Annotated in this window: 20 protein-coding genes; 8 read left to right on the top strand and 12 right to left on the bottom strand. The window is 60.5% G+C overall.

Annotated elements, in window-relative coordinates:
* Positions 1-85: 85 nt before the first annotated feature.
* The 5 genes from MUN80_RS13785 to MUN80_RS13765 all read right to left on the bottom strand — a co-directional run bounded on the left by MUN80_RS13785 (position 86) and on the right by MUN80_RS13765 (position 6,818).
* Positions 86-1,543 carry a glycoside hydrolase 5 family protein gene (locus MUN80_RS13785; protein ID WP_244713759.1) on the bottom strand — a complete coding sequence of 486 codons (1,458 nt, stop codon included), beginning with the start codon at positions 1,541-1,543 and terminating at the stop codon, positions 86-88.
* A 10-nt stretch (positions 1,544-1,553) separates the two neighbouring features.
* Positions 1,554-1,874 carry a hypothetical protein gene (locus MUN80_RS13780; RefSeq protein WP_244713757.1) on the bottom strand — a complete coding sequence of 107 codons (321 nt, stop codon included), beginning with the start codon at positions 1,872-1,874 and terminating at the stop codon, positions 1,554-1,556.
* Positions 1,875-2,175: 301 nt separating this feature from the next.
* Complete coding sequence (locus MUN80_RS13775) at positions 2,176-3,513, bottom strand: amidohydrolase family protein (protein WP_244713755.1); 1,338 nt, start codon at positions 3,511-3,513, stop codon at positions 2,176-2,178.
* Positions 3,514-3,734: 221 nt separating this feature from the next.
* The gene (locus tag MUN80_RS13770; protein WP_244713753.1) at positions 3,735-6,260 is read right to left on the bottom strand and encodes a type IA DNA topoisomerase; all 2,526 of its coding nucleotides are present in this window, start codon (positions 6,258-6,260) and stop codon (positions 3,735-3,737) included.
* A 186-nt stretch (positions 6,261-6,446) separates the two neighbouring features.
* Positions 6,447-6,818, bottom strand: a complete 372-nt coding sequence (locus tag MUN80_RS13765; RefSeq protein ID WP_244713751.1) for a hypothetical protein — start codon at positions 6,816-6,818, stop codon at positions 6,447-6,449.
* Positions 6,819-7,229: 411 nt separating this feature from the next.
* Between MUN80_RS13765 and MUN80_RS13760 the strand changes: the two genes are divergently transcribed.
* From MUN80_RS13760 to MUN80_RS13750, 3 genes are all read left to right on the top strand, one after another.
* Entirely contained in the window at positions 7,230-9,707 is a 2,478-nt protein-coding gene (locus tag MUN80_RS13760) for a M1 family metallopeptidase (protein ID WP_244713749.1), read from the top strand.
* Between the two features lie 155 nt (positions 9,708-9,862).
* Positions 9,863-10,294: an EamA family transporter gene (locus MUN80_RS13755; RefSeq protein WP_244713747.1), complete on the top strand. Its 432-nt coding sequence runs from the start codon at positions 9,863-9,865 to the stop codon at positions 10,292-10,294.
* Positions 10,295-10,394: 100 nt separating this feature from the next.
* A complete protein-coding gene (locus tag MUN80_RS13750; protein ID WP_244713744.1) occupies positions 10,395-10,718 on the top strand; it encodes a hypothetical protein in 324 nt (107 codons plus the stop codon).
* 114 nt (positions 10,719-10,832) lie between these two features.
* Here the strand turns inward: MUN80_RS13750 and MUN80_RS13745 are convergent, their stop codons facing one another.
* Positions 10,833-11,744, bottom strand: coding sequence for an NAD(P)/FAD-dependent oxidoreductase (locus MUN80_RS13745; protein ID WP_311136240.1), 912 nt, complete (start codon positions 11,742-11,744; stop codon positions 10,833-10,835).
* A gap of 338 nt (positions 11,745-12,082) precedes the next feature.
* Positions 12,083-13,027, bottom strand: a complete 945-nt coding sequence (locus MUN80_RS13740) for an NAD(P)-dependent alcohol dehydrogenase (protein WP_244713742.1) — start codon at positions 13,025-13,027, stop codon at positions 12,083-12,085.
* Positions 13,028-13,210: 183 nt separating this feature from the next.
* Here MUN80_RS13740 and MUN80_RS13735 point away from each other — a divergent pair, with 183 nt between their 5' ends.
* Positions 13,211-14,050, top strand: a complete 840-nt coding sequence (locus tag MUN80_RS13735) for a DUF1206 domain-containing protein (protein ID WP_244713739.1) — start codon at positions 13,211-13,213, stop codon at positions 14,048-14,050.
* Positions 14,051-14,173: 123 nt separating this feature from the next.
* Positions 14,174-15,358 (top strand): hypothetical protein, encoded by a 1,185-nt coding sequence (locus MUN80_RS13730; RefSeq protein WP_244713738.1) that lies wholly within the window; start codon positions 14,174-14,176, stop codon positions 15,356-15,358.
* Between the two features lie 171 nt (positions 15,359-15,529).
* Here MUN80_RS13730 and MUN80_RS13725 read toward each other — a convergent pair whose 3' ends face one another.
* The 3 genes from MUN80_RS13725 to MUN80_RS13715 all read right to left on the bottom strand — a co-directional run bounded on the left by MUN80_RS13725 (position 15,530) and on the right by MUN80_RS13715 (position 19,441).
* Positions 15,530-16,240 carry a carbonic anhydrase gene (locus tag MUN80_RS13725; protein ID WP_244713736.1) on the bottom strand — a complete coding sequence of 237 codons (711 nt, stop codon included), beginning with the start codon at positions 16,238-16,240 and terminating at the stop codon, positions 15,530-15,532.
* Positions 16,241-16,295: 55 nt separating this feature from the next.
* Positions 16,296-17,906, bottom strand: a complete 1,611-nt coding sequence (locus MUN80_RS13720) for a SulP family inorganic anion transporter (RefSeq protein ID WP_244713734.1) — start codon at positions 17,904-17,906, stop codon at positions 16,296-16,298.
* 137 nt (positions 17,907-18,043) lie between these two features.
* A complete protein-coding gene (locus MUN80_RS13715) occupies positions 18,044-19,441 on the bottom strand; it encodes a sensor histidine kinase (RefSeq protein WP_244713732.1) in 1,398 nt (465 codons plus the stop codon).
* 266 nt (positions 19,442-19,707) lie between these two features.
* Between MUN80_RS13715 and MUN80_RS13710 the strand changes: the two genes are divergently transcribed.
* On the top strand, positions 19,708-20,376 hold the full coding sequence (locus MUN80_RS13710; protein WP_244713730.1) for a sce7726 family protein: 669 nt from the start codon (positions 19,708-19,710) through the stop codon (positions 20,374-20,376).
* Position 20,377: 1 nt separating this feature from the next.
* On the opposite strand, the gene dinB is transcribed toward MUN80_RS13710, so the two are convergent.
* Both dinB and MUN80_RS13700 read right to left on the bottom strand, forming a co-directional pair.
* Complete coding sequence (gene dinB, locus MUN80_RS13705) at positions 20,378-21,457, bottom strand: DNA polymerase IV (protein ID WP_262922002.1); 1,080 nt, start codon at positions 21,455-21,457, stop codon at positions 20,378-20,380.
* A 188-nt stretch (positions 21,458-21,645) separates the two neighbouring features.
* Positions 21,646-22,323, bottom strand: a complete 678-nt coding sequence (locus MUN80_RS13700) for a response regulator (RefSeq protein ID WP_244673465.1) — start codon at positions 22,321-22,323, stop codon at positions 21,646-21,648.
* 285 nt (positions 22,324-22,608) lie between these two features.
* On the opposite strand from MUN80_RS13700, the gene MUN80_RS13695 reads away from it, so the two are divergent.
* Positions 22,609-23,397 carry a polysaccharide biosynthesis/export family protein gene (locus tag MUN80_RS13695; protein ID WP_244713726.1) on the top strand — a complete coding sequence of 263 codons (789 nt, stop codon included), beginning with the start codon at positions 22,609-22,611 and terminating at the stop codon, positions 23,395-23,397.
* 51 nt (positions 23,398-23,448) lie between these two features.
* Positions 23,449-25,839, top strand: a complete 2,391-nt coding sequence (locus tag MUN80_RS13690; RefSeq protein WP_244713724.1) for a GumC family protein — start codon at positions 23,449-23,451, stop codon at positions 25,837-25,839.
* Positions 25,840-25,855 lie beyond the last annotated feature (16 nt).

Raw genomic sequence — 25,855 nt, 5'->3', positions numbered from 1 at the left:
CTACTGTTGTAATTCATGTTTATCCGGCCCGTATACGCAAGCTCCCTATTCGCGGCGCCCAAACCAGCGCAAGCAGGCGGTGAGCTCAGATGCGCGTTACGGCTAGGGCAATATCGGTTACGAACGGCGGTACCGGAAGCTGTAGCCAGCCGGCCGCATCTGGAGTAGCGGTGAACTGCCCCACGGCCTGGCCCTCCCGAGTATCCCAGCAAGTAACGTGGTAATGGCCAGGACCCAGGCCCGGCACCCGAACCTGGACGGCCACGGCCGGCGCGTTTTTGGGAACCAGCCGCTGCCTGTCGCGCCGGTCTTGCCGCAGCAGCCACACCACGGCCTGGGCCTTGTCGCCGCAGGCAAAGCCCGCTACGGCCGACGTCGACAGCACGATTTCCGCGTTGAGGTTGCGCCGCCGAAACTCAGGCCAGTTGATGAGCGCCGTGAAGTCGGCCAGGCTGCGCTGGGCGGCCCGCATGCCGTGAGTCAGCACGTGCGGGTGACGGTTGGGCCAGCGCATGCCCCCTCCCGCCCCACCCGAAGCCAGGTGAGCCCACTGCATATGGCGGAAATACTCGTCGTCGAACGGCTCGGGCAAGGTACGCTTCCGGTCTTTGAAGAGGTGAATAGGGCCGTGCTCGGAGTCGAAAAACGGGCGCTTGGAGTCGAGGTGGGTTAAAGCCTCGCGCACCAACCGCCCCGTGCACACGGCCGGAGTCACCGTGTCCCGCGGATTGTCGATAGTGGCCTTGTCGTAGAAATGGGTAGAGGCAAAATCCAGCTGCGGATGCCGGAATATCACCTCCGACACGCCCGGGTGCTGGCCCAGTACGGGCCCGAACAATGACACAGTTTGGGGATGACTACGCCCGTGCAGCCGCACTTCCTCCCGCCGCAGGTGGGTGCCGATATCGTGGATGAACTCGGCGAAAACGGCCGTGTCATTGCCGGCGTGGGCCGGGTGAATCTCATTCCACAAGTCCCAGGCAAACAGCACTCCGCTCCCACCCCACCGCTCAGTGGCAAAGCTCAAGCGGTTTTTAATGGCCTGCCGCGTAGCCGGGCACAGCAGCCACTGCGAGCGGCGTCGGCAGGGCCCGCCCCGGCCCTGATTATAGGGATGATGCGCCCAGCGCCGCCACATCCAAAACGTGTCGTAGGGCGTGAGCAGCAAACGCAGGCCGTGTTTAGCGCACAGGGCAAACAAGTTGTCCCAGAGCCGGACCATATTGGGTTGAAAATGCCCGGCCGGCCGCTCCAAATAGCGGTTTTCCGTCTGGCAGTACTCCAGCATAAAGCGTAGGCAGGTTACGCCCTGGGCCGCCAGCCAAGCCAAGTGCCGGTCGACGGCCGCCAGGTCGCGGTGCCGGAACAGGCCCGCAAAGTCGGGCCAAGTCACAGCGTCGTTCTGGCCGATGGGCGTCCACGATTGGCCTTGGTCGGTGACGAAATACGGGGCACCCGGCGCCACTTGCACCCAGGGCAGCACGGATGCGGACAACTGGCCGCTCGGCTCCGCAGCGCGGGCTTTACTCAACGGGTTGCGCATGCGCTTGTTCCTACTGCCAATAAGACACCGCTATGACGATGACTACTACCAGCAAACTATACACGCCCAGCGCCAGCCACTCCTCCCGGTTCTTGAAGTCGTAGGGAAACCGTTTTTGGGCCGCCTGCTGCAGCTGCACCGAGAAATACAGCCCCGCCGTACTCAGGAGCAACCCTACCCACTGCGGTGCCGCCCGCCGAAACAGCAGCAGCATTCCAAATATAGGCAGCAGGCCCACGGCGTAGCCCAAAAAGCGCGCCTTGAACAGGGCCCCAGCCGGTGGTGGGGGCAGCGGAAGCTTCGGCGGGGATTTTGGGACTTTAGTAGCCATAAAGGGCCTGGTAAGAAGTCTGGAAGGATGTGGGGAATTAGTAACGTGCTACAGTCACAGTGTACTGTTCGCCCAGGGCCCGAAGCATCGGGGCTTTTAGGTAAATGCCCCTACCCCCAATCGTTAAATCAGGTAAAGGGATGCTCAGCAACCCAGCCCCACGAACAAGAGAAGCTACGGCAAGTGATGCCCCTGAGTCATATCAGGTAGTATTTTATTCCCTAATGGTAAGCGCCGCCCATGGTCCGACGACTTGTACGACAACGTAAACGAGTTTGCCGGGCTTAGTTGTGAAGCATCCTTATTTATAAGCGGCTTCAACTTCTTGCAGCATCTGCTTTAAGGCTTTCTGGTCAAACCATTTGCCTTTTAACATCACGCCCGCAATAGATTTTGTATTTCTAATATCAGTAAGCGGATTCTTACCTAACAAAACGAAGTTAGCGTTCTTCCCCTCGGTAATTGTACCTTCCAGAGGATATGTATTTAAATATCTAGCCGGATTAACGGTGCTGGCTAGCAATATATCATAAGGCTTCAGGCCAGCTTCTTGCAGCAGCTCAAACTCCTTATGCAAAGAGAAACCAACGATAACCATTCCGTACGTGTCACTTCCCGTTAGCAGATTAACTCCGTTGCTGGCCATTGTTCGGGTAAAGTCCTTCATCCAGGCGTAATAGCTACTAAATAATACGGGAGCTTTTACACCCTCGAATTCCCGGTTTTTCAGTTTACGGTAGTCGTTTCTTTCGGTAAGAAAGTTTTTTCTTTCTTCTCTAACCAGGTATTTGGTTAACTCACTTTTTTGCAGCGCTGAGAATTTAGTATCATCTAGGCAGTTGTTGATAAAATCAAATACGACCAGGGTAGTGCCAACGTAAACGCCACTAGCCTTTATTTGCTGGGCCACCTCCTGTAAGTCGGCGGCACTTTGCTTTAGGAGCGGGTTGCTGTTGTCGTCCGATAAATACACAAACTCCTCAACGTGCTCAATGGACTTCATGCGCAGGGAATACTCCAGGGGCAGATTTCGTTGCGCATGTCCCACTACCGGTACGTGGTTAGCCTGGGCTTCGGCTAATAAAGTCAGGTATAGATCTTTGGGCAGATTGTCGGCCAGCTTCAGGAAATTGTACCCCTTTTCCCGATGCGCTTTCACCACGTTGCTTACCTGCGCGCTGGATGCCAAATCCCGAGCCTGCAGGTAAGGCCCGCTGGTAAAATAATTAAGCCCCAGCAGCTCTCCCGACGCGGTTTTACGCCGGATGTCAACCTGGTTTTGTCCATCAAATTCGGCCATATTGCGCACAGTCGTAATGCCGTTGGCTACCAGCAGCTTTAAGTCACTCTCAATGTCTTTGCTACGCCAGTGGTAATGCATTTCGGACAACCCCGGAATCAGGTACTTACCGGTACCGTCAATGATCTGCGCTACCTCGTAAGTCCGAGGAGACGAGGTCGGTTCTATTTTTAAAATCCGTCCGTCTTTTATAAATACTCTTTGGTTGCTCAGCACCGTTTCCTGAGTCATAGGAATCAGATTAACATTATCAATGGAGATAATGCCACTGGTTTGCCCCAGCACCCGGGATACTGTCACTATAAATAAGAAAGCAAGAATAGTAACCGGCTTGTGCATGCGTCGACGCCTACTGGCGCAGGTAATGAAGAGTGATTTTCGCGGCGCAAAGGTCGTTAGGGGCGGCTGCTTCTACAATCACCTCTTTTTCACCACGCGGCGCCACGGCTCCCCTGGCTTGGCAGGCAGTATCCGGGCGGTGCGCCCCGTGCAGAGCAGTCCGGATACTGCCTGCCCACCCGCTATTGACGTTGGCTCGGCTCAACGAATTTCGGCTTTCCTTATCCTTTATCAAACACCGGCTCAATCCGGCCTTCCCCATTCACCTGCAAAGCCGCCTCGTAGCGGTTGCCGGTTTTGGGGGACACGAAGCCGCGGATGACGCTGGTTTTGCCCTTGCGCAGGAGCTGGTTCATCTGGGTTTCGGTCAGGGTTTTGCCGCCCCATTCGAAGGGAGCCCGGAACTGGCAGTCTTCGCGGAAACGGGAGCAGCCCCAGGCCGCCTTGCCGCGCAGCATGGTGCCGAGCTTGCACACCGGGCAGGGAATGATGCCCGGGTCGACGGGCGTGGTGGGCTTGCTTTCGGCGGCCCGTACCAGCTCCAGCCCGTGCTGGGGCGTGAGGCGCACGGCGGCATCAAACTTATTGCCCAGGTCGTCTACGTAGCCCTTGATAACCGGTGTGCGGCCTTTGGCAAGCAAGGCCGAAACCTGCTTGTCGGTCAGGTTCTTGCCTTCGAACTGAGCCGGGAGACGGAACTGGCAGTTCTCGCGGAAACGGGAGCAGCCAAACGCCGTTTTGCCCTTCAGAATATGGCCCGACTTACAGGCCGGACACGACCCCAGGCTGCCGGGAATGGCGGGCGTAGCCGCCGCGGGCTTGATGGGCAGCACGGCCGCTGGGGTAGCGGCCGAAATGCCGGCTCCAGCTACCGTAATCGAGCGGCGGGAGCCGTCCTGCTTGACTTCCTGCACCATTTCCCGCACCAGCATCTTGAGCTCGTCCAGGAACAAACCCGAGTCGAGGTTACCCGACTCAATCTGGCGCAGCTTCCGCTCCCACTGCCCCGTCAGCTCGGCCGACTTCAGCGTGGGGTTGCGGATCAACCCAATCAGCTCGACGCCGGTAGGCGTGGGCACAATTTTCTTTTTGTCGCGCCGGATGTAGCCCCGCTTAAACAGAGTTTCGATGATGGCGGCGCGGGTGGAGGGGCGGCCGATGCCGTTTTCCTTCATGGCCTGGCGCAGCTCCTCGTCGTCCACGTTGCGGCCGGCCGTTTCCATACCGCGCAACAGCATGGCCTCGGTGTAGTCGCGCGGGGGCTGGGTTTGCTTCTGGTCGAGGCGGGGCTTGTGGGGGCCACTTTCGCCCTTTTCGAAGGACGGCAGCACGGTGTTTACCATGTCGTCGTCGCCCTCCCCGGGCTTGGCGGTGCTGGGGGCCTGCTGCTGGGTCGGGTCGCCGTAGACGATGCGCCAGCCGGGGTTGAGAATCTGTCGGCCCCGGACGCGGAACGGGTGCGCGGCCGCCTCGGCCGTAACGGTCGTGTTCGAGACTTCGCAGTCGGGGTAAAAGGCGGCCAAAAAGCGGCGCACGATAATGTCGTACACGTTCTGCTCGTGCCCACCCAGGCCGCCGGCTGAGGCCCCGGTGGGGATGATGGCGTGGTGGTCGGTGACTTTGTTGTTGTTAAAGACCTTGGTGCTCTTCTTGATCTTGGCGGCCAGCAACGGCTGCGTCAGGCTATGATACGCGCCCAGGCCCTGCAGAATCCCGGGAATCTTGGGGTACTGGTCGTCGGGCAGGAAGGTAGTATCCACGCGGGGGTAGCTCACTACTTTCTTCTCGTACAATGCCTGCACGGTCTTGAGCGTGTCCTCGGCCGAGAGGCCCAGCTGGTTGTTGCACTGCACCTGCAGGGAGGTCAAGTCAAACAACGAGGGCGGCGACTCCAGGGCCTTTTTGATTTCGACGCCCGTCACGGTCAGGGGCACGTCCTTTACGGCGGCCATGGCCACATCGGCTTCTTCCTGGCTTACGAAGTAGCCGCGGGCCTTGAGGCGGGCTTTTTCATCGGGCTCATCATCATCCTTGCCCTTTTTGGCCAGGGCCACGTGGCTGAACATGGTGCCCCGGTACTCGGTGCGCAGCACCCAGTACGGCTCGGGCCGGAAGTTCTGAATTTCGTGGTAGCGGTCCACCAAGAGAGCCAGCGTGGGCGTCTGCACCCGTCCGATGCTGAGCACCTGCTTCTGCCCGGCGGCGTACTTGAGGGTAAACAATCGGGTGGCATTCAGGCCCAGGAGCCAGTCGCCGGCGGCCCGGCTTTTGCCGGCCTGGTAGAGGTTGTCGAATTCGGCCCCGTCGCGCAGATTGGCGAAGCCCTGGCGAATAGCGTCCTCGGTCAGGGACGAAATCCAGAGGCGCTTGAAGGGCTTGCGGTACTTGGCTTCCATCAGCACCCAGCGTTGAATCACCTCCCCTTCCTGGCCCGCGTCGCCGCAGTTGATGACCTCGTCGGCGGCGGCCAACAGGTTTTTGATTACGTTGAACTGGCGTACTACGCCATCATCCCGACGCATGAGCTTGATGCCGAAGTTGTCGGGCACCATGGGCAGGTCGTGGATGCTCCAACGCTTCCACTCGGGGCGGTAGTCTTCGGGCTCCCGCAATTGGCAGAAGTGCCCAAACGTCCAGGTGACCTGGTAGCCGTTGCCCTCGAAGTAGCCATCCATTTTGCGGCTGGCACCCAGCACCTGGGCAATTTCACGGGCTACGCTGGGCTTTTCGGCAATACAAACAATCACAGATTCTCGCTGAGGTTAACGCTGATTTTTGCCGGCGCGGGCCGGCAGGGAATCAACAAAGATACGGCGGGAAAAGGTCGTTTTGCGCAGCCCCCTGTAACTGCGTCAGCGCCCGGCGTATGAGCCCAAAAAAGCCCCGCATAGGGCTATGCGGGGCTGGGCGTTGGCGGTTAAGCAAGCAGCGGCTTACTGCCTGGAAGCCGGCATTTCCTCGGGACGGGTCAGCAGACCGGCCAGCAGCCCGAAGGCCCCCAGAAACAAGAAGGCGTTGCGGGCCCGCCGGTTGCGGGCAAAGCCAAACAGCCAGGGCGCCCCGGCAGCCAGCACTCCGTTGGCTACGTCCAGGGCTAGATGGGCCTTGAAAGGCATTTTCTTGAAACCACCCCACTCGGCGCGGGTAAACAGGCTGGACAGGCCCACGTTGCCGGCTAGTACCTGGGTCAGGGCTACGGCTTTTTTGTCGTGCTCGAAGCCGGCCAGCTTGGGCATGGCCAGGGTCAGAGGCAGGTAGGTGTAATCGGTAAAGCCGTGCTGCTGACGGGAAAGCGGCTGATTCATAGCGTACATTGTTACGAGTGACAGAACCCTGTAGCATACTCCGGCCGACGGCGCAGAGTTATGGCGGAGCTTGCAGTAACTACCACATTACCAGCAGCCCGGCAGTCTTCACAACAGGCAGTACCCGGCAGTAAGAAGCACGGCTTATGCCGTTTGCCTCACTGTTCCCGGACAAAATATTTCCTAGGCGGGCAACGGTTGAAAAGCATGAAACATCCTCTGTACAGTGCTTTCAATCCTAAAGTAATATAGCTTAACTTTATTATTATAGTACCTTGCTTTACAAAGTACTATATCATACGTTTGTCGGGCACATCACGCTGTAAGAGTCCTTGCTACCAGTTTCTCCCCTAATCCGTGTGGCCCGGCCTTTTGCCTTCTTTCATCCCTATTCTCTTCCCCCTTTCACGCATGAAAACAGCTCTTACTGCCCTGGCTTGCCTGCTGAGCACCGCGGCTCTGGCCCAACAAGCTCCTGCCGCCCGCCCCGAAAACTCAGCGCTGAAGCTCTACCGCGCCGCCGACACGAAAGTCAACGCGCTGGTGCATACCAAACTGGCGGCCGGCTTCGACTACGCCAAGCGCCACCTCAACGGCAAAGCCTGGCTCACGCTCAAACCCCATGCCTACGCCACCGACTCCCTACGCCTCGACGCCAAGGGCTTCGACATCAAGATGGTGGCCCTGGTCAACGGGGAGCAGCTACAGCCCTTGAAGTACACCTATGCCGACAAGACCAACCTGCGTATCAACCTGGGTAAGACCATTGCCCCGGGCACGCCTTACACCGTGTATATCGAGTACACGGCCAAGCCCGACGAGTTGCAGGTGAAGGGCAGTATGGCTATTTCGGACGCCAAGGGCCTGTATTTCATCAACCCCGACAGCGCCACCAAGGGCAAGCCGGTACAGATCTGGACCCAGGGCGAGACGGAAGGCAGCTCCTGCTGGTTCCCGACCATCGACCGGCCCAACCAAAAGACGACTTCCGAAATCAGCCTGACGGTGCCCAGCAAGTACGTCACGCTCAGCAACGGGCGCATGACAAGCTCCACGCCGGCCGGGGCGGGGCTGCGCACCGACACCTGGAAGATGGAATTGCCCCACGCGCCCTACCTGTTTATGCTGGCCGTGGGCGACTTTAAAGTTGCCAAGGACACCTGGCGGGGCAAGGAAGTGAGCTACTACCTGGAGCCCAAGTATACGCCTTTCGCCAAGCAGATTTTCGGCAACACGCCCGACATGCTGGAGTTCTTCTCCAACCGCCTCGGCGTGGAGTACCCCTGGAACAAGTACGCCCAGATTGTGGTGCGCGACTACGTGAGCGGGGCCATGGAAAATACCTCAGCGACGCTGCACGGCGAGTTCGTGCAAATGACCGACAAGCAGCTCACCGACCGCGACTATCAGAATGAGTCCGTCATTGCCCACGAGCTGTTTCACCAGTGGTTCGGCGACTACGTGACGGCCGAGAGCTGGAGCAACCTGACCGTGAACGAGTCGTTGGCCGACTTCTCCGAGGGCCTCTACGCCGAGCACAAGTACGGAGCCGATGCCGCCGACTCGCACAAGAATCGCAACCTGCGCCAGTACCTGCGCAGCACCCCCGACGCGGCCAAGCAGCTTGTGCGCTTCCACTACGCCGACAAAGAGGACATGTTTGACGTGGTGACCTACCAGAAAGGCGGGGCCATTCTGGATATGCTGCGCACCTACCTCGGCGACGACGTATTCTTTGCCGGCCTGCAAAAATACCTCAAGGACAACGCCTTCGGCAACGGCGAGGCCCACCAGCTGCGCCTGGCGATGGAAGCCGTGTCGGGCCAGGACCTGAACTGGTTCTACAACCAGTGGTACTTCGGCACGGGTCACCCGGTGGCAACGGTAGACTACGCCTGGGACGCGGCAACCAAGGTGCAGAGCGTGACGGTGAAGCAGACCCAGCCGGGCCAGGTGTTTCAGTTGCCCTTCGCCATTGACTATTACGTGAACGGCAAGGTGCAGCGCCAGCGCGTGGTGATGACCCAGGCCACCCAGACCTTCACCATGCCCCTGGCGGCCAAGCCCAACCTGGTGGATGTGGACGCGGAAAAGACCCTAGTGTGGCAGCACACCAACAACATGCCCCTGGCCGACTTCGCCTACCAGTATGTCCACGCCCCCCTCTACCTGGCCCGCCGCGAAGCCCTGCTGGCCGCCGACGCCAAGCAGCTGACCGACCCGGCCGCCCTGAAACTGCTTATCAGTGGCCTCAACGACAAGTTTAATAACCTGCGCATGGTAGCCGCCGAGCGGCTCAAGCTCCAGGATAAAACCGTAGCCAAAGCCGCCGCTCCGGCCCTGCGCAAGCAGGCTGGCCAGGAGAAAGACCCGCACGCCCTGGCTACCCTGCTCACGGCCTTGGCCAAACTGGAAGACAAAAAGGATGAGAAGCTCTTTGCCCAGCAGCTAGCCCAGAGCCCCTCGTACACGGTGCAGGCCGCAGCCTTACAGGCCCTGGCTACGGTGAACCCCACCCGCGCCCTGCAACAAGCCCAGGCCCTGGCCGGCACAGACCAAACCAACATTAGCCAGGCCGTGGTGGCCGTGTACGCCAAGGCTGGTGGCCCGGCCCAGTGGAGCTACGTGCGCGACAAGTTTGACGCGGCCGGTACCCAGGACAAGTTTGGCTACTTCGAGAATATGGGTGCCATGCTGCCCCGCCTCCAGGACCCCAAAGCCTTTGCCGAAGACGTTGACCGCCTCAAGGGTCTGGCCATTCAGTACAAGCGCTACGGCGCCGACCAGCCCATCATCGGGATGCTGCAAGCTGCTGCCAAGCAGCAGGCCGCCACACCCAACCAGGCCCTGGCCGACAAAGCCGTAGCCGAAATCCAGGCCGCGCAATAGACCGGGTATAGTTCCCAAAAAAGGCCGTAACCCACTCGGGTTACGGCCTTTTTCGTGTTCGGTAGGCAGCACAGTATCGCCTGGTACTATCCGCTGGGGGGCTAACCCTCGTATTCTCAGTTACTCCTGTATCCGGACTTATTTTCTCAAGTAGTATGTGGATTGTTTTTTCGTTGCTGGCGGCTCTGTCCGCCGCCGTCGTCGTGACCTTGTCCAAGCTTGGCGTCAAAAACGTGGAGCCCAGCGTGGCCTTCGCCGTGCAGTCGGTGCTGATTATCATCGTGGCCTGGAGCGTGGTGGCCTACAAGGGCCTGCTGCCCACCGTGGCCCAGATTGAGGGGCGCACCTGGGGCTTCCTGGTGGCGGCGGGCATTATTACCTGCCTCTCGTCCCTGTTTTCCTTCCAGGCCCTGAAGCTGGGTCAAGCCTCCCAAACCTCCTCCTTCGACAAGATTTCCCTGGTGTTTGCCATCATCCTGGCCGTAGTATTCCTGAAGGAGAAAGTCACTTGGCAGCTCGTGCTGGGCGCCGCCCTCATGGCCGGCGGCGCCATCCTGATTGCCTTTTCCAAGCCCGAAGCAAGCTGAAAAATATCCCGGCAAGCAGCGGCTTAATATTCGCTTATATAAATACTTAAGTAGACTAGAACTTTCTATCTTAGAAGCTCACCTGTTCTTACCCAATGCTATGACAAAATCAGACAAAGTGCAGCGCGTGGAGAGTATCTCGCTGGTCATTGAAAAGAAATTGCCGCCCATCCTGGTTATTCAGGCTACGGGCACGGTGCCCACGCTTGGCTACACCAATGTGCACTTGGAGCCCTATATCTATATCACGCCCCCAGCCGATGGGTTTTACGAGTTCACCTTCCGGGCCACCGCACCCGATGGTCCCGCGGGCGAGGTGGTTACAACCGTGGAAGCCACGTTTCCGTGGGAGGACTACCCCCAGGCTACCTTACGCGGCGTGCGTATCTACGCCGAGCAAAACGAGCGGGAAGAAAAGCTCTAGCTCCCGGTTCGTTTCAGCCCGCAAAGCTTGCCCCGCGCCCACCGGCCGGGGCTTTTTTGTGACCGTTACATCCAACCAACATTTCTATCTCAACCAGCGCGGCCCCACCACTGTCTAAAACTGCTCCCCGATCAGCTCATGGTTGAGCATGGCCCCGGCCTTATTGCCGGCGGCTACAGCGGTAGCCACGGCGCGCATGGGCGTAGTGGCATCGCCGGCAGCGTAGATGCCCGGCACCGAAGTGCGCTGCATCTCGTCCACTTGCAGGTGGCCCATTTCGGTCAGGGTGCAGCCTAGCTCCAGGGGCAGCGGGCAGTGCAGTTCGAAGGGCATACGGGCAAACAGCGCAGTGAGCGGCACGGGTGCGCCGGTGGCTAGCTCCACGCTGCGCAGGTAGCCCGCTGCGTGGTCCAGGCGCTGGATTTCGGCCTCCACGATGCGGATTCCGTGGTGGTGCAGGCGCTGGGTTTGCTCGGAGGTTAGGGTGGCGGGCCCGTTGGTAAAGAGCGTGAGTTTGGGGCTCCAGTGGTGAATGAGCCGGGCAAACTCGAAGCCCATGTCGCCGTTGCCGAGCACGCCCAGGGGCTCGTCGCGCACCTCGTAGCCGTGACAGTACGGGCAGTGCAGCACCGAAATTCCCCAGGCCTCGGCAAAGCCCGGCGTGGCCGGCAGCAGGTCACGCACACCGGTGGCAAAGATCAGCTTCCCGGCCTCAATCGTTTCTCCTGCTGCCGTACTCACCACAAAGCCCGCTCCCTGCCGCGCTGCCGCCACGGCCTCCCCGGCCAGCAGGGTCACGGTCGGGTAGGCCAGCACCTGGATCCGGGCCTTGCTCCGGATAGCTTCGGGCGTTTCCCCATCCTGAGTCAGAAAGTTGTGGGAGTGGGGTGTCTGCTGGTTGCAAGGCCGCCCACTATCCAGCACGATTACCCGCCGCCGGGCCCGCCCCAACGCCATAGCGGCGGCCAGTCCCGCGTAGCTACCCCCAATAATTAAAACCTCGGCTTGCTGCTGTCGCTCCATCATTTTCAGTTCTAAAAGGAGTCGACCGGCCCGCTAAAAGTACCGCGCTACCGACCAACTCGGGTGAAAAACAAACGAAGGTAGTTATTTGCAACAATGTTGCAAATAACTACCTTCGAAAGGTGCCAGTTCAACCCGGTGGAGGCGTCATCCAGGCCTGGAAAAACGACGTCAGCACATCATTTCTCTACTTCACTCGGAATGGCGTGCTGGTTTTCCGGGAAGAGGGCTGTCTGCTTCGACTTCGCTCAGCATGACCATTCTGTTTATGTTGCCTACTACCTCGCCGTCAGCACGCGGGATTCCTCGCCAGGCTTGGAATGACGTTTTTTACTGCACCCCTACTCTACCGTCAGCACGATTTTACCGGCGACGCGGCCGGCTTCGCTGAGGCGGTGAGCGGCAGCCGTTTCGGGCAGCGGAAAGGTTTGGGCAATGATGGGGCGCAGGGCACCGGCCTGGAGCCAGGCCGAAATCAGGGCCAAGTCGGTGCCGCGGTTGGCGGCCACGAACAGGCTCATCTTCTTGTTGGAGAACACCGAGGCCAGGACTCCGGCCGCCATATCTTTGGGGTCGGGGGCAGTGGTCACGTAGCGGCCGTTGCGGCGCAGGGCGGCTTTGCTGGCCAGGTAGCTGCTCTTGGCCACGGCGTCAAAAATTAGGTCGTAGCGGCTGATTTCTTGGGTAAAATCCTGCTCGTGGTGGTTCAGAACCCGGTCGGCACCCAGGCTGCGGACTAGCTCGGCGTTGTCGGGGCTGCAAACACCGGTTACTTCGCCCGCGCCCAAGGCCTTGGCCAACTGCACGGCAAACGTACCGACCCCGCCCGAGGCCCCGTTGATCAGGACCCGGTCGCCGGAGAGCAGCTGGCCTTTGTCGCGCAGGCCTTGCAGGGCCGTAATGGCGCCCAGGGGCACGGCCGCTGCTTGCTCAAAACTCAGTTTTTCAGGCATAAAAGCCGCGGCCTGCCCGGGCAGCACCGCGTATTCGGCATTGGCCCCACCCACGCCGTCGGGCATGCCGTACACCCGGTCGCCGGGCTGGAAGCGGGTTACATTCTCGCCTACGGCCGCCACGGTGCCGGCCACGTCTCGCCCCGGAATCTTGGGAAAGCTTCCACCGGTAACGAGCTTGAGGCTGCCGGCGCGCACCTTCCAGTCGACGGGATTAACACTGCTGGCGTGCACGCGCACCAGAATCTGGTCGGCACCGGGCGTGGGGGTGGGCTGTTCGCCGTAGCGGAGCACCTCGGCGGGGCCGTATTGCTCGAAGTAAATGGCTTTCATGGGAGTAGAAAATCACAGAGTTGGTAAAAGCCTACGTAAGAATAGCGACGCCTACTGGGCTTCAGCTAGATTTAGCTGCGCGAGTCGGCAGCGCACCGCCCGGAACGTAGCAGCCCAATGCTCTAGCTCGACATAACCAGAACCAGGGCGAGCCGCGTACAAACCGCGCTAGTGTTCGGCTCCATGACTTCTGCTACCTCCGTACTTCCCACCCTGCTACCTGCTCCTTCGACCGGAATCCGGGCATTGGCCCGCCTGGGCTTTCTGTCTATTGGGGTGGTTTACCTGGTGCTGGGCGTGCTCACAACCATGGCCGCTATTGGCGTGCGCGGGGCCGCTCCCACCGATCAGCAGCAGGTATTCCAAACCATCCAGCACCTGCCACTGGGCCAGGTGCTGTTGTGGCTGGTGGCGCTGGGTCTGGCCGGCTACGTGGTGTGGCGCTTCACCCAGGCCCTGCTCGACACCGAACACAAAGGCACGACCACCTCGGGCCTGGCGGTACGGGGCTTTTACATTTTCAGCGGGCTGCTGTACGCCCTGCTAGCGTACTACGCCGGAAAAATGGCCTGGTACGGTCACCGCGTGCGGGAAGCTGACACGACCAAACCCATGCTGCGCGAGGCCCTGCAACACGGCTACGGGCAGTGGCTGCTGGGGCTGATTGGCCTCACGGTGCTTATTGCCGGGTTGGTACAGATCTACCGGGCGTGGTCGGGCAAGTTCGATACCGACGTGAATGGCCGGGAGCTGACCGATGCGCAATGCCGGCTCGTGTACCGCACCGGCCAGATTGGCTACAGCGCCCGGGGCGTGGTCATTGCCATCATGGGCTACTACTGCCTGATGGCCGCCCAACACGCCAACGCCAACGAAATCCGGGATACGGCCGGTACCTTTAATGCCTTACAGGCCATGGGGCCGGGCGTGCTGGGTGTAGTGGCGCTGGGGTTGCTGGCTTACGGCGCCTATATGCTGGTGCAGGCCCGCTTCCCGATTCTGCGGGGCCTGGGGAACCGGTAGGCTTCAAGTCGGGAGAAGCCGGGGCCGCACTATTTGCCGCGGTTTGGTGTCTGCCTTATGCCGGCCGGAGCAGGTTGCCCGGAGCCGGCGGCTATTTGCCAGTTCCCGTTGCCAGCCTTTGTAATGTCCGTTATCCGGCCTTCCCGTCCCTTCGTTTTCTGCTGCGCCCTGCTTTGCCTGATTGCCCTGAGCTTACTCGGCAGCGCCACTGTAGTTGCCCAAACTCAACCTGGGACCCCTACGCTACCATTGCAGGCCCCTGGCCTCGCATTGACTAGCACTGAGTACTACATTGCCCAGGTCGTGGATGAGCGTCCTGCCCGTACGGCCGTGGCGGCGCTGCTGGTTCCGGGTGCTCAGCCCAACCAGCCCGCGGTGCTGCGGCAAGTGGAACTGCAGGGCGGGACGTTGGCCGCGCTCCGGCAGTTCGTGGCCCAGAGCCTGCCCCGCAACGGCGGCCGGCGGCCCCTGACGCTGCGGGTGCAGGAGTGCCGGCTCACCGAAACCCTTACGCCCGGCCAGCCCAAGTACGCCGACGGCAACCTGACTCTACGCCTGGTGCTGGACTGGCAGCGCGAAGGCGAAACCGTAGTTCTGACCGAATACTGGGGGGCCGCCCGCTACCGCCGGGCGTTGTGGCAGACGGGAGCAGCGGAGCCCGCCCTGCGCCAGGGCCTGGCCGAGGGCCTGCGCTACCTGCACAGCTGGGTCGTGACCCAGGCCCCGACCAGCCTGAAGCTGGCTACCGGCCTGCGCCTGCGCTTCACCGACTACCGGGACCAGACCGAGCCCGACACGGTGTTCTACGACCCAGCCCGGCCCCTAACCTGGGCTGACTTCACGGCTGCACCCCGGCCCGGGCCCCACGCGGCGGCCGTGTTTCCAAGCTTTGCCTACGCAGGCCAGCCTAGAGTGGTGAACGGGATTCTGCAGCTCGATATGCGGCTAAAGGTGTTCGTGGTGCGCAGCTCATCGTGGGTGTCGGCGGCAGCGCGCGGAGCCTACGACCTCAACCACGAGCAGCGCCACTTCGATTTGGTCAAGCTGGTGGCTGAGCGGTTTAAGCGCCGCCTCACCCCCACGCGCATGACGCTGAAAGACTACGACAGTATTCTGCAGTATGAGTACCTGATGGCCTTCCAGGAAATGAACCGGGTACAGGAGCAGTACGACGGCGAAACCCAGCACGGCATCAACGAGGCGGAGCAGGAACGCTGGAATCAGCGGATTGAGGCCGAGCTCAGCCAGTATGGGGTAGCCCGCCGCACCGAGACTCTGGCCCCGCTGGCTCCCCGGTTGCCGAAATAGCGGGCCGCGCCGAAACCACCACGCAAAAAAAGGCCGCAACCAAGGGCTACGGCCTTTTCAACCACACATAGACTATATATCGGGTAGTCAGGTACCGGCTGGCATTTCACCAGCCGCGGCGCTGCTGCCCGTCGTGTTCCGGCCGTAGCCGGTTGCTTTTGTAGCGGCGCTTTACGAAACCTTGCCTTGCTGAGCTTCTTCGGCTACTTTCTCGGCGTGCTTGCTGTCTTCTGTGCCGTAAATGTGCTGGAACTCGTTAATGGCATCTGTTGGCACGTCCAGGTTGTGCAGTACCCCGTCCTGAATGTCGTACACCAGACCGTGCAGGCGCGGCGGGTTGGGGCGCTGCAGGGCGTTCTGAATGATGTTAGTCTTGGTCAGGTTGCGCACTTGCTCAATAACGTTGAGCTCTACCAGCCGCCGGAGCTGCTTTTCCTGGTCCGTAATGCTCATGAATTCTTTTTCATGCAAGCGCACCACGTCTTTGATGTTGGTCAGCCAGTTGTCAATCAGCCCGTACTGCTTGGTAGAAGCCGCTGCTGCCACGCCGCCGCAGCCGTAGTGGCCCACCACCATGATGTCTTTTACCTCCAGCACTTCTACGGCATATTGCAGCACGGCCAGCAGGTTCATATCGGTGTTTACAACCAGGTTGGCGATGTTGCGGTGCACAAACATTTCGCCGGGACCAGTGCCCGTGATGGCGCTAGCTGGCACCCGTGAGTCGGAGCAGCCGATAAACAGGTAGCGTGGCTGCTGACCTTTGGCCAGTTTGTTGAAAAAGTCGGGGTCAGTGGCTTTCTTTTCTTCGACCCACTTACGGTTGTTTTGGAGGATTTGCTCCATCGAAGAATCGGAAGCGTCAGACTGGTCTGGTTTCATGGGCAAGGGAATTTGCAGAAGATTGGAAAAAGACTGTTACGGCCAGGCCAGGCTACTAGTGGCCCAGAACCTCCACCTGGGGAATACCGCGCAACTCCAGCTTAATGTTGCGTTCGGCAGCCGACAAGCGGAAATTCTCAATGGCCTCCAACACGTCGTAGTCGATAACCTCGGAATCAGTGCCGTCGAGGATAACGTGGGAGCCGGGAGCCAGCCGCTCAAAGGTAGTCACAATGCTGGCCTTGTTCAGGAACGAGACATGCTCACTGAGCTTGAGATGCACCAAACCAGGGTCCCGGGTGGGCTCGTTGTGGTAGTAGTACGCTGATTCCAGGTTGGCCTTCAGAATGTAGAAGATGCCCACGGCCAGGCCTATACACACGCCCTTGAGCAGGTCGGTGAACAGAATGGCTACCACCGTCACGATGAAGGGCAGGAATTGCTGCCAGCCCAACCGCCACTGGGAACGATACAGAGCCGGCTTGGTAAGCTTGAAACCCACGGTGAGCAGCACGGCCGCCAGGGCCGAAAGCGGAATCAGGTTCAGCACCGAAGCCAGGAACAACAAGCTACCCAGCAGCAACAGCCCGTGGATAAAAGAAGACATTTTGCTTTGCGCTCCGGCGTTGATGTTGGCCGAGCTGCGCACGATTACGGCCGTCAGGGGCAGACCACCGATCAGGCCGCTAATCAGGTTGCCGACGCCCTGGGCCTTGAGCTCCCGGTTCTGGGACGTGTGGCGCTTGTGGGGGTCGAGCTTGTCGACGGCCTCCACGCTAAGCAGGGTCTCGAGCGAGGCAACAATGGCAATGGTAAAGGCCACCACGTAGGTCGAGCCCCGGGTCAGGGCCGTCCAGTCGGGCAGGCGCAGCTCCTTGGTCAGGTCGGCAAACGAGGAGATATTGGGCAGCTTCACCAAGTGCTCGGGGCGCACCTGCAGATCGGGGGCCACGTTGCTCAGCAGCAGATTCAGCAGGATGGACAGCACCACCACGATCAGGGCGCCGGGCACCAGCTTGAGGGCCGCAATGCTCTTGACGGGCTTACTATCCCACACCAGCAGCACGATAAGCGACACCACCCCAATCAGGGCCGAGCCCCAGCTGATGGCGTTGCTGGCGGCGGCAATAGCGCTGAACGTGTTCTGCCCGTTGAACTGCAGAAAGTCCATATCCTCGAAGTAGTCGGTATCGGCCCCGAGGAAGTGGGGAATCTGCTTCAGAATCAGAATCAAGCCAATGGCGGCCAGCATCCCGCGGATAACCGAGGAAGGAAAGTACATGCCAATGATGCCGGCTTTGAGGAAACCCAGCACCAGCTGCAGCAGGCCCGCCACAACGGTAGCGGCCAGCATGGCTTCGAACGAGCCCAGGGTGTGAATGGCCGACAGCACGATGGCCGTGAGGCCGGCGGCGGGGCCGCTTACGCTCAACGGCGAGTCGCTGAGCCAGGATACGACTACCCCACCGACGATGCCGGTAATTACGCCGGCCAGCAGCGGAGCACCGGAAGCCAGCGAAATGCCCAGGCACAGCGGCAAAGCCACCAGAAATACGACCAGGCCGGACGGAGCATCCTTGCCTAGGGTACTAAAGTAATTGCCCGACGGTGGGGGAGCAGATGAATTGACCGTAGATGACTTAGAAGCCGGAGCAGTTTGGATCATAGCGAGGGGTATACCATAGAGGAGTGACGGCCCGATCAGACAGAGCGTCGCTATGATATCCTACAATACTAGGTCCGGGTAGTTAAGACGGAGTTAAAAGAGAATTAAAAGGGCATTAAAACGCCATTTACAGTCTGTTATAAACTAGTTGTGGGCAGGCGCAGCGTAACCTGGGTCCCCGCGCCCAGCTCACTGTCGACCCGGATACTGCCGCCGTGCAGGGCCATGATTTTGGCCGTCAGCGGCAGCCCAATGCCGTGGCCCGGCACGGTACGAATGGCCTCGGCCCGGAAAAAGGGTACGAATACCTGCTGCCGGTCGGCCTCGGTCATGCCCACGCCCCGGTCGCGCACCTGCAGCTGGACCTCCCGCCCCAGGCAGGTCAGAATGGCCATGATAGGCTCCTGACTGTCTTTGGAAAACTTGCAGGCATTTTCCAGCACATTCAGCACTGCCGAGAGCAGCAGCGGCTCATTGCCCAGCACCTCAAAGCTGCCGCCCGGCAAGGTAGGCTCCCCAAACTCCAGGTCGACGCGGCAGGTGGGCTGGCGACGCAGTACTTCCTCGTGGGCCTGCAGCAGCAGCTCATCGAGCCGCACCGGGGCCATGGGCACTTGCGAGGGGTCGTCGGAGGCGCGGGCAATCTGGAGCAGGCCGTTGGTAAGAGCCGTGAGCATGCGGGCCGCATCGAGGGTGCTTTGTAGCACGCGGCGGTACTCAGCCGGGTTGCGCTCCTGCAGCAGGGCCACTTCCAGCTCCCCGGTCAGCACCGTGAGCGGGGTACGTAGCTCGTGGGAGGCATCGCGCACAAAGGTGCGCTGCCCGGCAAAGGCCGTTTCGAGCCGGTCGAGCAGACTATTGAAGCGCTGTGCCAGGTGCGACACCTCGTCCTGCCCGTCGGCCTGGGAAAGGCGGCGGTGCAAATCGAAAGCTGTAATCGTGTCGACTTCCTGCACGATGCGCTGCATGGGCCGCAGGGCCTGGCGGGCAAAAAACCAGCCGCCCACGCCCACAATGCCGAAGCTGATGAGCAGCCCGCTGGCCAGAATCGTGCGCAGGGTGCGCTGCTCCACCTGGCTGTCGGTATCGACGGACGAGGCCACGACCACGAAGTCGCCGCGGTGCGGGTCGCGGTAAAGCAGGCCCACGGTTTGGGCATTGCCGGGCCGCTGCTCTACTACACTGCCCGTTTGCCGCACGCTGGTCAGCAAGCTCTTAGGCACGGGCTGCACGGTTTGCTGCCCTTCCCGAAATACCACCCGGTTTTGCGCATCGTAGACCTGCACTTCTTCGGCGGGCAGGGTGCGGTAAAACTGGCGCAGGTAACGGCGGTAAGTAGCCCGACTGGCTTCGTCGCCGCGGTTGGCCCCGTCCAGGTACACGTGGGCCACGACCCGAGCCCGGGCAAAGAGGTTGTCAGTGAAGTAATTGCGCCGCGACTGGTAGGTAAAAAAGTAGATTACCAGGGAAAACAGCAGCAGCGTAACGGCCAAAATGGCGGCAAACTGCAAAGCTAGGCGCGTGCGGATGGTCACGGAGCGAAGGAATGAGAGTGAGACAGAAGGATGGGAAGCCGCCAAGGTTGAGCTAAGGAAAAATAGGCAATGAGAACTGCGCGGCAAAGCTACCCTAAGTCGCTTTGCCAGCAGGCAACGGCCCTCCGCCTGGCTAGACTTAAACCACGGACGCCGGAATTGTTCATCCGCACCCTACCTCTTGTATGGCTTCCGAGCTATATAGAAGCAAAAACAAGTCCCGCCGTTTACTTTTGAAGTAGCTCCGCCCCTGCCCTGCCGCTGCCATGAACGACCCGGAAATCCGCGCCCTGCTCTACCCGTTGCTCACCGAGGGCATTTACGTGGATGAACTGCCCACCGGCACTACCCGCGCCGACGTGGTGCACATCACGCCCCAGTTTATGCACGGCTACGAGGTAAAAGGCGACGGCGACACATTGCAGCGGGTCGAGAACCAGCTGCGCTGCTACGCCGAGGTCTACGACTTTGTCACGTTTGTCGTCACCGAAAAGCACGTGAGCAAGCTGCTGCCTCTGCTGCCCGAGTGGGTGGGCGTGCTGGTAGCTTCCGAGACGGCACTGCGCCTGCACCGGCCGGCCCTCTACAACGCTACCGTGGAGCCGGCCCCGCTGGCGGCCTTGCTGCTGCTGGAAGAGGTAAAGCAGTTTTTGCTGGCCCGCGGGCTGACGGGCGTCAGTCAGATGCGCAAGGCCCAGGTGCACCAGTTGCTGCGCACCACCCGGGTCGTGCCCCTCTCCCACCTGGCCCAGCACGTGCGGGAGCGGCTGATTCTGCGTATGCCCGAGCGCCTGCTCCACCGAGCCGAGCGCAAGCTCGAACGACAACGCCTGGCTCCGTTGCGCCGCAAGCTCAAGCAAAAGCGAGCCGCTACTACAACGGGCAAGCGCCGCAAGAAAAAGTCGAAGCCGCGCAGCTCCTTGTTTAAGAAATAAGCTAAAAGATAAGCGTCAGCTGCTGGCCGGCCGCGGCTTCCACCGTGTTCAGGTTCGATACGGATACGCCCAGCAGCCGCACACCCTTAGTCAGGGGCAAGAGCGGGGTGAGCAGCTCCCGGCACACCTGTTCCAGCAGCTCTTTGCTGCTCACGGGTAGCAGCGTGGTGCGGCTGCGCGTGATTTGCTGGAAGTCGTCGTACTTCACTTTCACCGTCACGGTGCGGCCCCACACGTCGGTGCGCTGGCAGTACTCCCACACCGATTCGAGCTCGGGCTGCAGACCGGCTACCAGTTCCTCGTAGGTGGTCAGGTCGCGCTCAAAGGTGTTTTCCGAGCCGATGGACTTGCGCAGCCGGTCGGCCTCCACCGGGCGGTGGTCCTGGGCCCGGGCAATGGCGTAGTAGTAGCGCCCGGCCTTGCCGAAGTGCTGCTGTAGAAAGAGCTCCGACTGCTGCCGTAAATCCAGACCGGTGAAGATGCCGAGCTGGTTCATCTTGGCGGCCGTGACGTGCCCGATGCCGTGAAACTGCCCTACCTCCAGAGTTTCGACGAAGGCCAGGCCCTGTTCGGGCTTAATCACGAACTGTCCGTTGGGCTTGCGGTAATCGGAGGCCAGCTTGGCCAGAAACTTATTGTAGGAAATGCCTGCCGAAGCCGTCAGCCCGGTTTCGGCCTGAATCCGGGCCCGGATTTCCTCGGCAATGCGGGTGGCCGAGGGCATGCTTTTCAGGTTGTGGGTCACGTCGAGGTAGGCCTCATCCAAGGATAGGGGCTCAATCAGGGGCGTGTAGTCGGCGAAAATCTCCCGAATCTGGCGCGACACGGCCTTATACACCTCAAAGCGAGGCTTAACGAAAATCAGGCTGGGGCACTTGCGCTGGGCCGTCACGGAGGCCATGGCCGAGCGCACCCCAAACTGCCGGGCTTCGTAACTGGCTGCGGCCACTACCCCGCGCTGCCGGGAGCCGCCCACGGCCACGGGCTGCCCGCGCAGCTCGGGATTGTCGCGCTGCTCCACCGAGGCATAGAAGGCATCCATGTCGAGGTGAATGATTTTCCGGGTTTCTGCCGCCTGCACGCTACTCTTGCTACTTTTCTACCCGCAAGTTACGCGCTGCCCGTCAGGAAAAGAACGCCTTGACTAGCCTGCTTCGAATAAACCATCATGTCTCCCTGCGGTCGGCATGACGTTGTTGATACGGGGTTCTGCTTCTTCTGAAGTAAGCACCCGGGTTGCTTCGGTAGCACCTCTTCAAGCAGCTATTTTTACTCCTCGCGCAGCACGTAGCCCATGCCCACCAGGGTATGAATCAGCTTGGGGGTGAAGTCCTTGTCTACTTTTTTGCGCAGGAAGTTGATGTACACGTCGATGACGTTGGAACCGGTATCGAAGCTGGTTTCCCAGACCTGCTCCAGAATGTCCACCCGCGACACGACCCGGCCCTGGTTGCGCAGCAGGTATTCGAGCAGGGCAAACTCGCGGGCGGTGAGCTGAATGGGCTGGCCGGCGCGCTGCACCAGCTTGCGCGAGGGGTCCAGGGTGAGGTCGGCTAGGCGGAGCAGGGCCTCGCTGGTAGGGCCTTCGTGGCGGCGGCGCACCAGGGCCCGGATGCGGGCCAGCAGCTCCTGAAAGGCAAAGGGCTTGACCAGATAATCATCGGCCCCGGCGTCGAGGCCCCGGATTTTGTCGTCGGTTTCGCCCAGGGCCGTCAGCATCAGGATGGGCACCGACGAATTCTGGGTGCGCACCTGGCGGCAGACTTCTAGGCCACTGAGGCCGGGCAGCAGGTTGTCCAGAATCAGCAGATCATAGGGATTGCTCAGGGCCAGGCGCAGCCCCGTGACGCCGTCGGTGGCAATATCCACGGCGTGGGTTTGCTCGGTAAGCCCTTTATGGAGGAACGAAGCCACTTTGGGCTCGTCTTCGACCAGCAGAATTTTCATGCGCGTTTGTTTCAGCTACTACAGATGAGCAAGGTAAGTTGTTCGACCCGGACCCCGGCGAGGCTAAGGTCGACAGTGAGTTATTGCATCCTAATGCAATACAATTAATTATGAGAATTATTTTAATCCTCCTTGACTTTATCAAATCTATCCAATATGTTTAAGGAAATATTCTATAAGTAGTTTCCTCGGAAATACTTGGTATGGTTTCCTTTTAGCTATTCTTTTCTCGGAACGGCTGCCCTGCGGAAACTGCTGCTTTTGCCTTCTTAGCCCTTGTTGCGTATGCGCCCTTCTACCCTGAATACCCTGGTTCGTGTCGTGTTGTGTGCTGCCGTGTGGTGGCTGAGCGGGTGCGTGGCGCAGCAGAAGCTGCCCTACCTGCAAAGCAAGGAATACTCCACCCAAAACCCGGTGAGCGCGCCCAACGAGCGACGCGCTTACCGCATTCAGCCCAGCGACGTGCTCAGCATTCGGGTGCAGAGCGTGCAGCCAGCCCTGAACGAGATTTTTAATATCACCGACAGCCGGGCCGTGTTTTCCGGCGACCCCAGCAACCTGTTTCTGGCCGGCTACTCCGTGGATGAAACCGGCAGCATCAACCTGCCCACGGTGGGCAAGCTCAAAGTCGAAGGCCTCACCATCGACGGGGCCCAGGCTCTGGTGCAAAAAGAGGTGGGCAAGTATGTGCGCGACGCCAACGTGCTGGTCAAGCTGCTCAGCTTCAAGGTGACGGTGCTGGGCGAGGTGCGCGCGCCGGGCCGCTACTTCATCTATAACACCCAGGCCACGCTGCTGGAAGGCCTGGGCCTGGCCGGCGACCTGACCGAATTTGGTAACCGTCAGAACGTGAAGCTGATCCGGCAAACCGACAACGGCTCGGAAGTAGTGCTGCTGGATCTGACCGACCCGAACTTGCTGAAGTCGAAGTACTACTACCTGCTGCCCAACGACGCGCTGTACGTGGAGCCGCTGGCGGCCCGCACTACCCGTGGCAACGCCAACAACCTGGGGCTGGTCTTTGCCGGTGTTTCTTCCCTGGTCTTGATTCTGAGCTACTTAAAGGTGTTTTAACCTACCCCACTATCCCCTTCCCGACCTTCTGACTTCTTACCCCACACACGTATGGATACACGCCCTACCACAACCGAGGAAATAGACCTCCACGCCCTGTTTTTCAAGCTGCGCAACCGGTGGCCGCTGTTTGTAGCCTCTCTGCTGCTGGCTGGCTTTATCGGTTACGTGTATCTGCAGCTGAAGGCGCCGGTGTACGATTTCCGGGCTACCATGCTGCTGGGCAACCAGAGCTCGGGCTCGAAACGGGCCCAGGAACTGCTCCAGATTCTGGAAGTACAGAACAAGGGCGTGAAGATGGAGGACGAAATCGGGCTGCTTAAGTCCGTGGATGTGGTGCAGCGCGCCGTGGCCCGCCTGCCCTACGCCGTGTCGTACTACGCCGCTCCGGACACCTGGCTCAACGGCCTGCGCGACTATCAGGTGCGGGAGCGGCCGGCCGGTTCGGTGCCGTTCCGGGTAACACCCGATTTGCAGGCGCCCCAGCTTTCCGGGGTGCGGATTTATGTGGAGCCGGCCGGGCAAGGCCGGTTTCGGGTACACGCCCGGGCCCCGAAAGGCATGCTCTACAGTTTGCCCACCAGTGAACTGGTGCGCGAGGTGCTGGACGTAAGCCTAGACCAGACCGTGGCTGCCGGCGACACGCTACGCCACCCGCTGCTCACGGTCGTCATCAGCCCCGAGCCGGGCTTTCCCGCGGGAGAAGTTCAGGAACGCTACTTCTTTACGCTCAACACCCTAGCCGGCACTACCGCCGACTATCAGGGCCGGCTTGCAGTGAAGCCCATCGACCACGAGTCGCGCATTGTGGAACTCACAACCAAGGGCTCGGTGCCGGCCAAGCAGGTGCAGTTTCTGGACACGCTGATGGCCATATTCGTGGAAGACGACCTGCGCGAAAAGAACCTGACCGGCGCCAAAACCGTGGCCTTTCTCGATGGTGAAATTGGCAAGCTTTCGGACTCGTTGCGCCGCTCGGCGGCCGCGCTCAGTTCGTTTCGCTCCTCACGGGGCGTGGTGGATGTGGGAGCCCAATCCGGGGAAGGAATCCGGCAGCTGAGCGAGCTGGAAGCCATGCAGGCCAAGGTGGCTACCAACCGGAAGTATTACGCCAACATGCTCAGCTACTTGCGCGCCAACCAGGACGCCAGCCAGATGGCCACGCCCAGCAGCGTAGGCATCGACGACCCGGTGGTCAACAACCTGATTCTGCAGCTCACCGACTTGAACAGCCAGCGGGCCGCCCTGGGCGTGAATGCCAGCACCAACAACCCGCTGGTAACGGTGCTCGACGAGCGGATTCGGACCGCCAAACAGTCTCTGATTCAGACCCTGGTGAACATGAACCGCGCCACCGACATTGCCCTGCGCGACCTGAACGACCAGTTAGGCCGGGTGCGCGGGGCCATCAGCGCCATGCCCGAAAATGAGCGGCAGCTGGCCCGCCTCAAGGGCGAGAGTGACTTCAACGACAAGAAATACAACTTTCTGGTGGAGAAACGCTCGGAGGCCGCCATTGCCCTGGCTACCAACGCCACCGACAAGAAGGTTATCGACAACACCGAGCTGGTGGGCGGCGGGCCTTCGGCGCCCAAGCCGGCCTTGGTCGGCCTGATCAGCCTGGTGGCCGGCCTGCTCATTCCCATGGGCATCGTGCTGCTGCTGGACAAGTCGAACCGCCGGATCCAGAGCAAAGAGGACTTGTCGCGCATCACCAACATTCCGCTGCTGGGCGTGGTGACCCACGGCTCCAGCACCGACAAGCAAAACATGCTGACCGAGGTGAAAGGCCCCATTGCCGAGTCGTTTCGCTCGATTCGGGTGAATCTGCAGTACCTCTCGGCCGGCCTGGATAAAAAGCTCATTGGCGTCACGTCGTCGGTGCCGGGCGAGGGCAAAACCTTCTGCACGGTCAACCTGGCGGCCGAAATGGCCCACAGTGGGCGCAAAGTGCTGCTGCTGGAGTGCGACCTGCGCCGCCCCACCGTGGCCAGCTACTTTGGCCTGGGCCCCAACCCCGAGCACGGCCTGTCGAGCTACCTGATGGGTTTGAGCACCCTCGATGACTGCCGTATGCCCACCGAAGTGCCCAACCTGGACGTGATTTGCTGCGGCCCGCTGCCGCCCAACCCCACCGAGCTGCTGGAAAGTGCCCGCATGGATCAGCTGCTATTGGAGCTGCGCAAACAATACGATTACGTGCTGCTCGATACCCCGCCGGTGGGCTACGTGGCTGAGTTCTTCGTGCTGGTGCGCCACCTCGACGCCAACATCTACGTGGTGCGCCAGAACTACACCGACCGGGGCCTGGTCAGCCAGATCAACGAGCTCTACGACGAGAAGAAAGTGAAGCAGCTGTACATGATTATCAACGACATGCACTTCACCAAGACCTACGAATACCGCTACAAGAAAAACGCCTACGCCTACAGCCAGTCGTAGCCCCGACGGCGCTTCT

The sequence above is a fragment of the Hymenobacter cellulosivorans genome, from assembly GCF_022919135.1.
Classification (GTDB): domain Bacteria; phylum Bacteroidota; class Bacteroidia; order Cytophagales; family Hymenobacteraceae; genus Hymenobacter; species Hymenobacter cellulosivorans.
Note: the sequence above shows the minus strand (reverse complement) of the source record. Positions and strands in the feature narration are given on the sequence as shown.

Excerpts from the sequence above, each read along its gene's own strand:
- MUN80_RS13785 (WP_244713759.1), bottom strand. The coding sequence starts at position 1,543 with ATGCGCAACCCGTTGAGTAAAGCCCGCGCTGCGGAGCCGAGCGGCCAG.
- MUN80_RS13780 (WP_244713757.1), bottom strand. The coding sequence starts at position 1,874 with ATGGCTACTAAAGTCCCAAAATCCCCGCCGAAGCTTCCGCTGCCCCCA.
- MUN80_RS13775 (WP_244713755.1), bottom strand. The coding sequence starts at position 3,513 with ATGCACAAGCCGGTTACTATTCTTGCTTTCTTATTTATAGTGACAGTA.
- MUN80_RS13765 (WP_244713751.1), bottom strand. The coding sequence starts at position 6,818 with ATGAATCAGCCGCTTTCCCGTCAGCAGCACGGCTTTACCGATTACACC.
- MUN80_RS13760 (WP_244713749.1), top strand. The coding sequence starts at position 7,230 with ATGAAAACAGCTCTTACTGCCCTGGCTTGCCTGCTGAGCACCGCGGCT.
- MUN80_RS13755 (WP_244713747.1), top strand. The coding sequence starts at position 9,863 with ATGTGGATTGTTTTTTCGTTGCTGGCGGCTCTGTCCGCCGCCGTCGTC.
- MUN80_RS13750 (WP_244713744.1), top strand. The coding sequence starts at position 10,395 with ATGACAAAATCAGACAAAGTGCAGCGCGTGGAGAGTATCTCGCTGGTC.
- MUN80_RS13745 (WP_311136240.1), bottom strand. The coding sequence starts at position 11,744 with ATGATGGAGCGACAGCAGCAAGCCGAGGTTTTAATTATTGGGGGTAGC.
- MUN80_RS13740 (WP_244713742.1), bottom strand. The coding sequence starts at position 13,027 with ATGAAAGCCATTTACTTCGAGCAATACGGCCCCGCCGAGGTGCTCCGC.
- MUN80_RS13735 (WP_244713739.1), top strand. The coding sequence starts at position 13,211 with ATGACTTCTGCTACCTCCGTACTTCCCACCCTGCTACCTGCTCCTTCG.
- MUN80_RS13730 (WP_244713738.1), top strand. The coding sequence starts at position 14,174 with ATGTCCGTTATCCGGCCTTCCCGTCCCTTCGTTTTCTGCTGCGCCCTG.
- MUN80_RS13725 (WP_244713736.1), bottom strand. The coding sequence starts at position 16,240 with ATGAAACCAGACCAGTCTGACGCTTCCGATTCTTCGATGGAGCAAATC.
- MUN80_RS13720 (WP_244713734.1), bottom strand. The coding sequence starts at position 17,906 with ATGATCCAAACTGCTCCGGCTTCTAAGTCATCTACGGTCAATTCATCT.
- MUN80_RS13710 (WP_244713730.1), top strand. The coding sequence starts at position 19,708 with ATGAACGACCCGGAAATCCGCGCCCTGCTCTACCCGTTGCTCACCGAG.
- MUN80_RS13700 (WP_244673465.1), bottom strand. The coding sequence starts at position 22,323 with ATGAAAATTCTGCTGGTCGAAGACGAGCCCAAAGTGGCTTCGTTCCTC.
- MUN80_RS13695 (WP_244713726.1), top strand. The coding sequence starts at position 22,609 with ATGCGCCCTTCTACCCTGAATACCCTGGTTCGTGTCGTGTTGTGTGCT.
- MUN80_RS13690 (WP_244713724.1), top strand. The coding sequence starts at position 23,449 with ATGGATACACGCCCTACCACAACCGAGGAAATAGACCTCCACGCCCTG.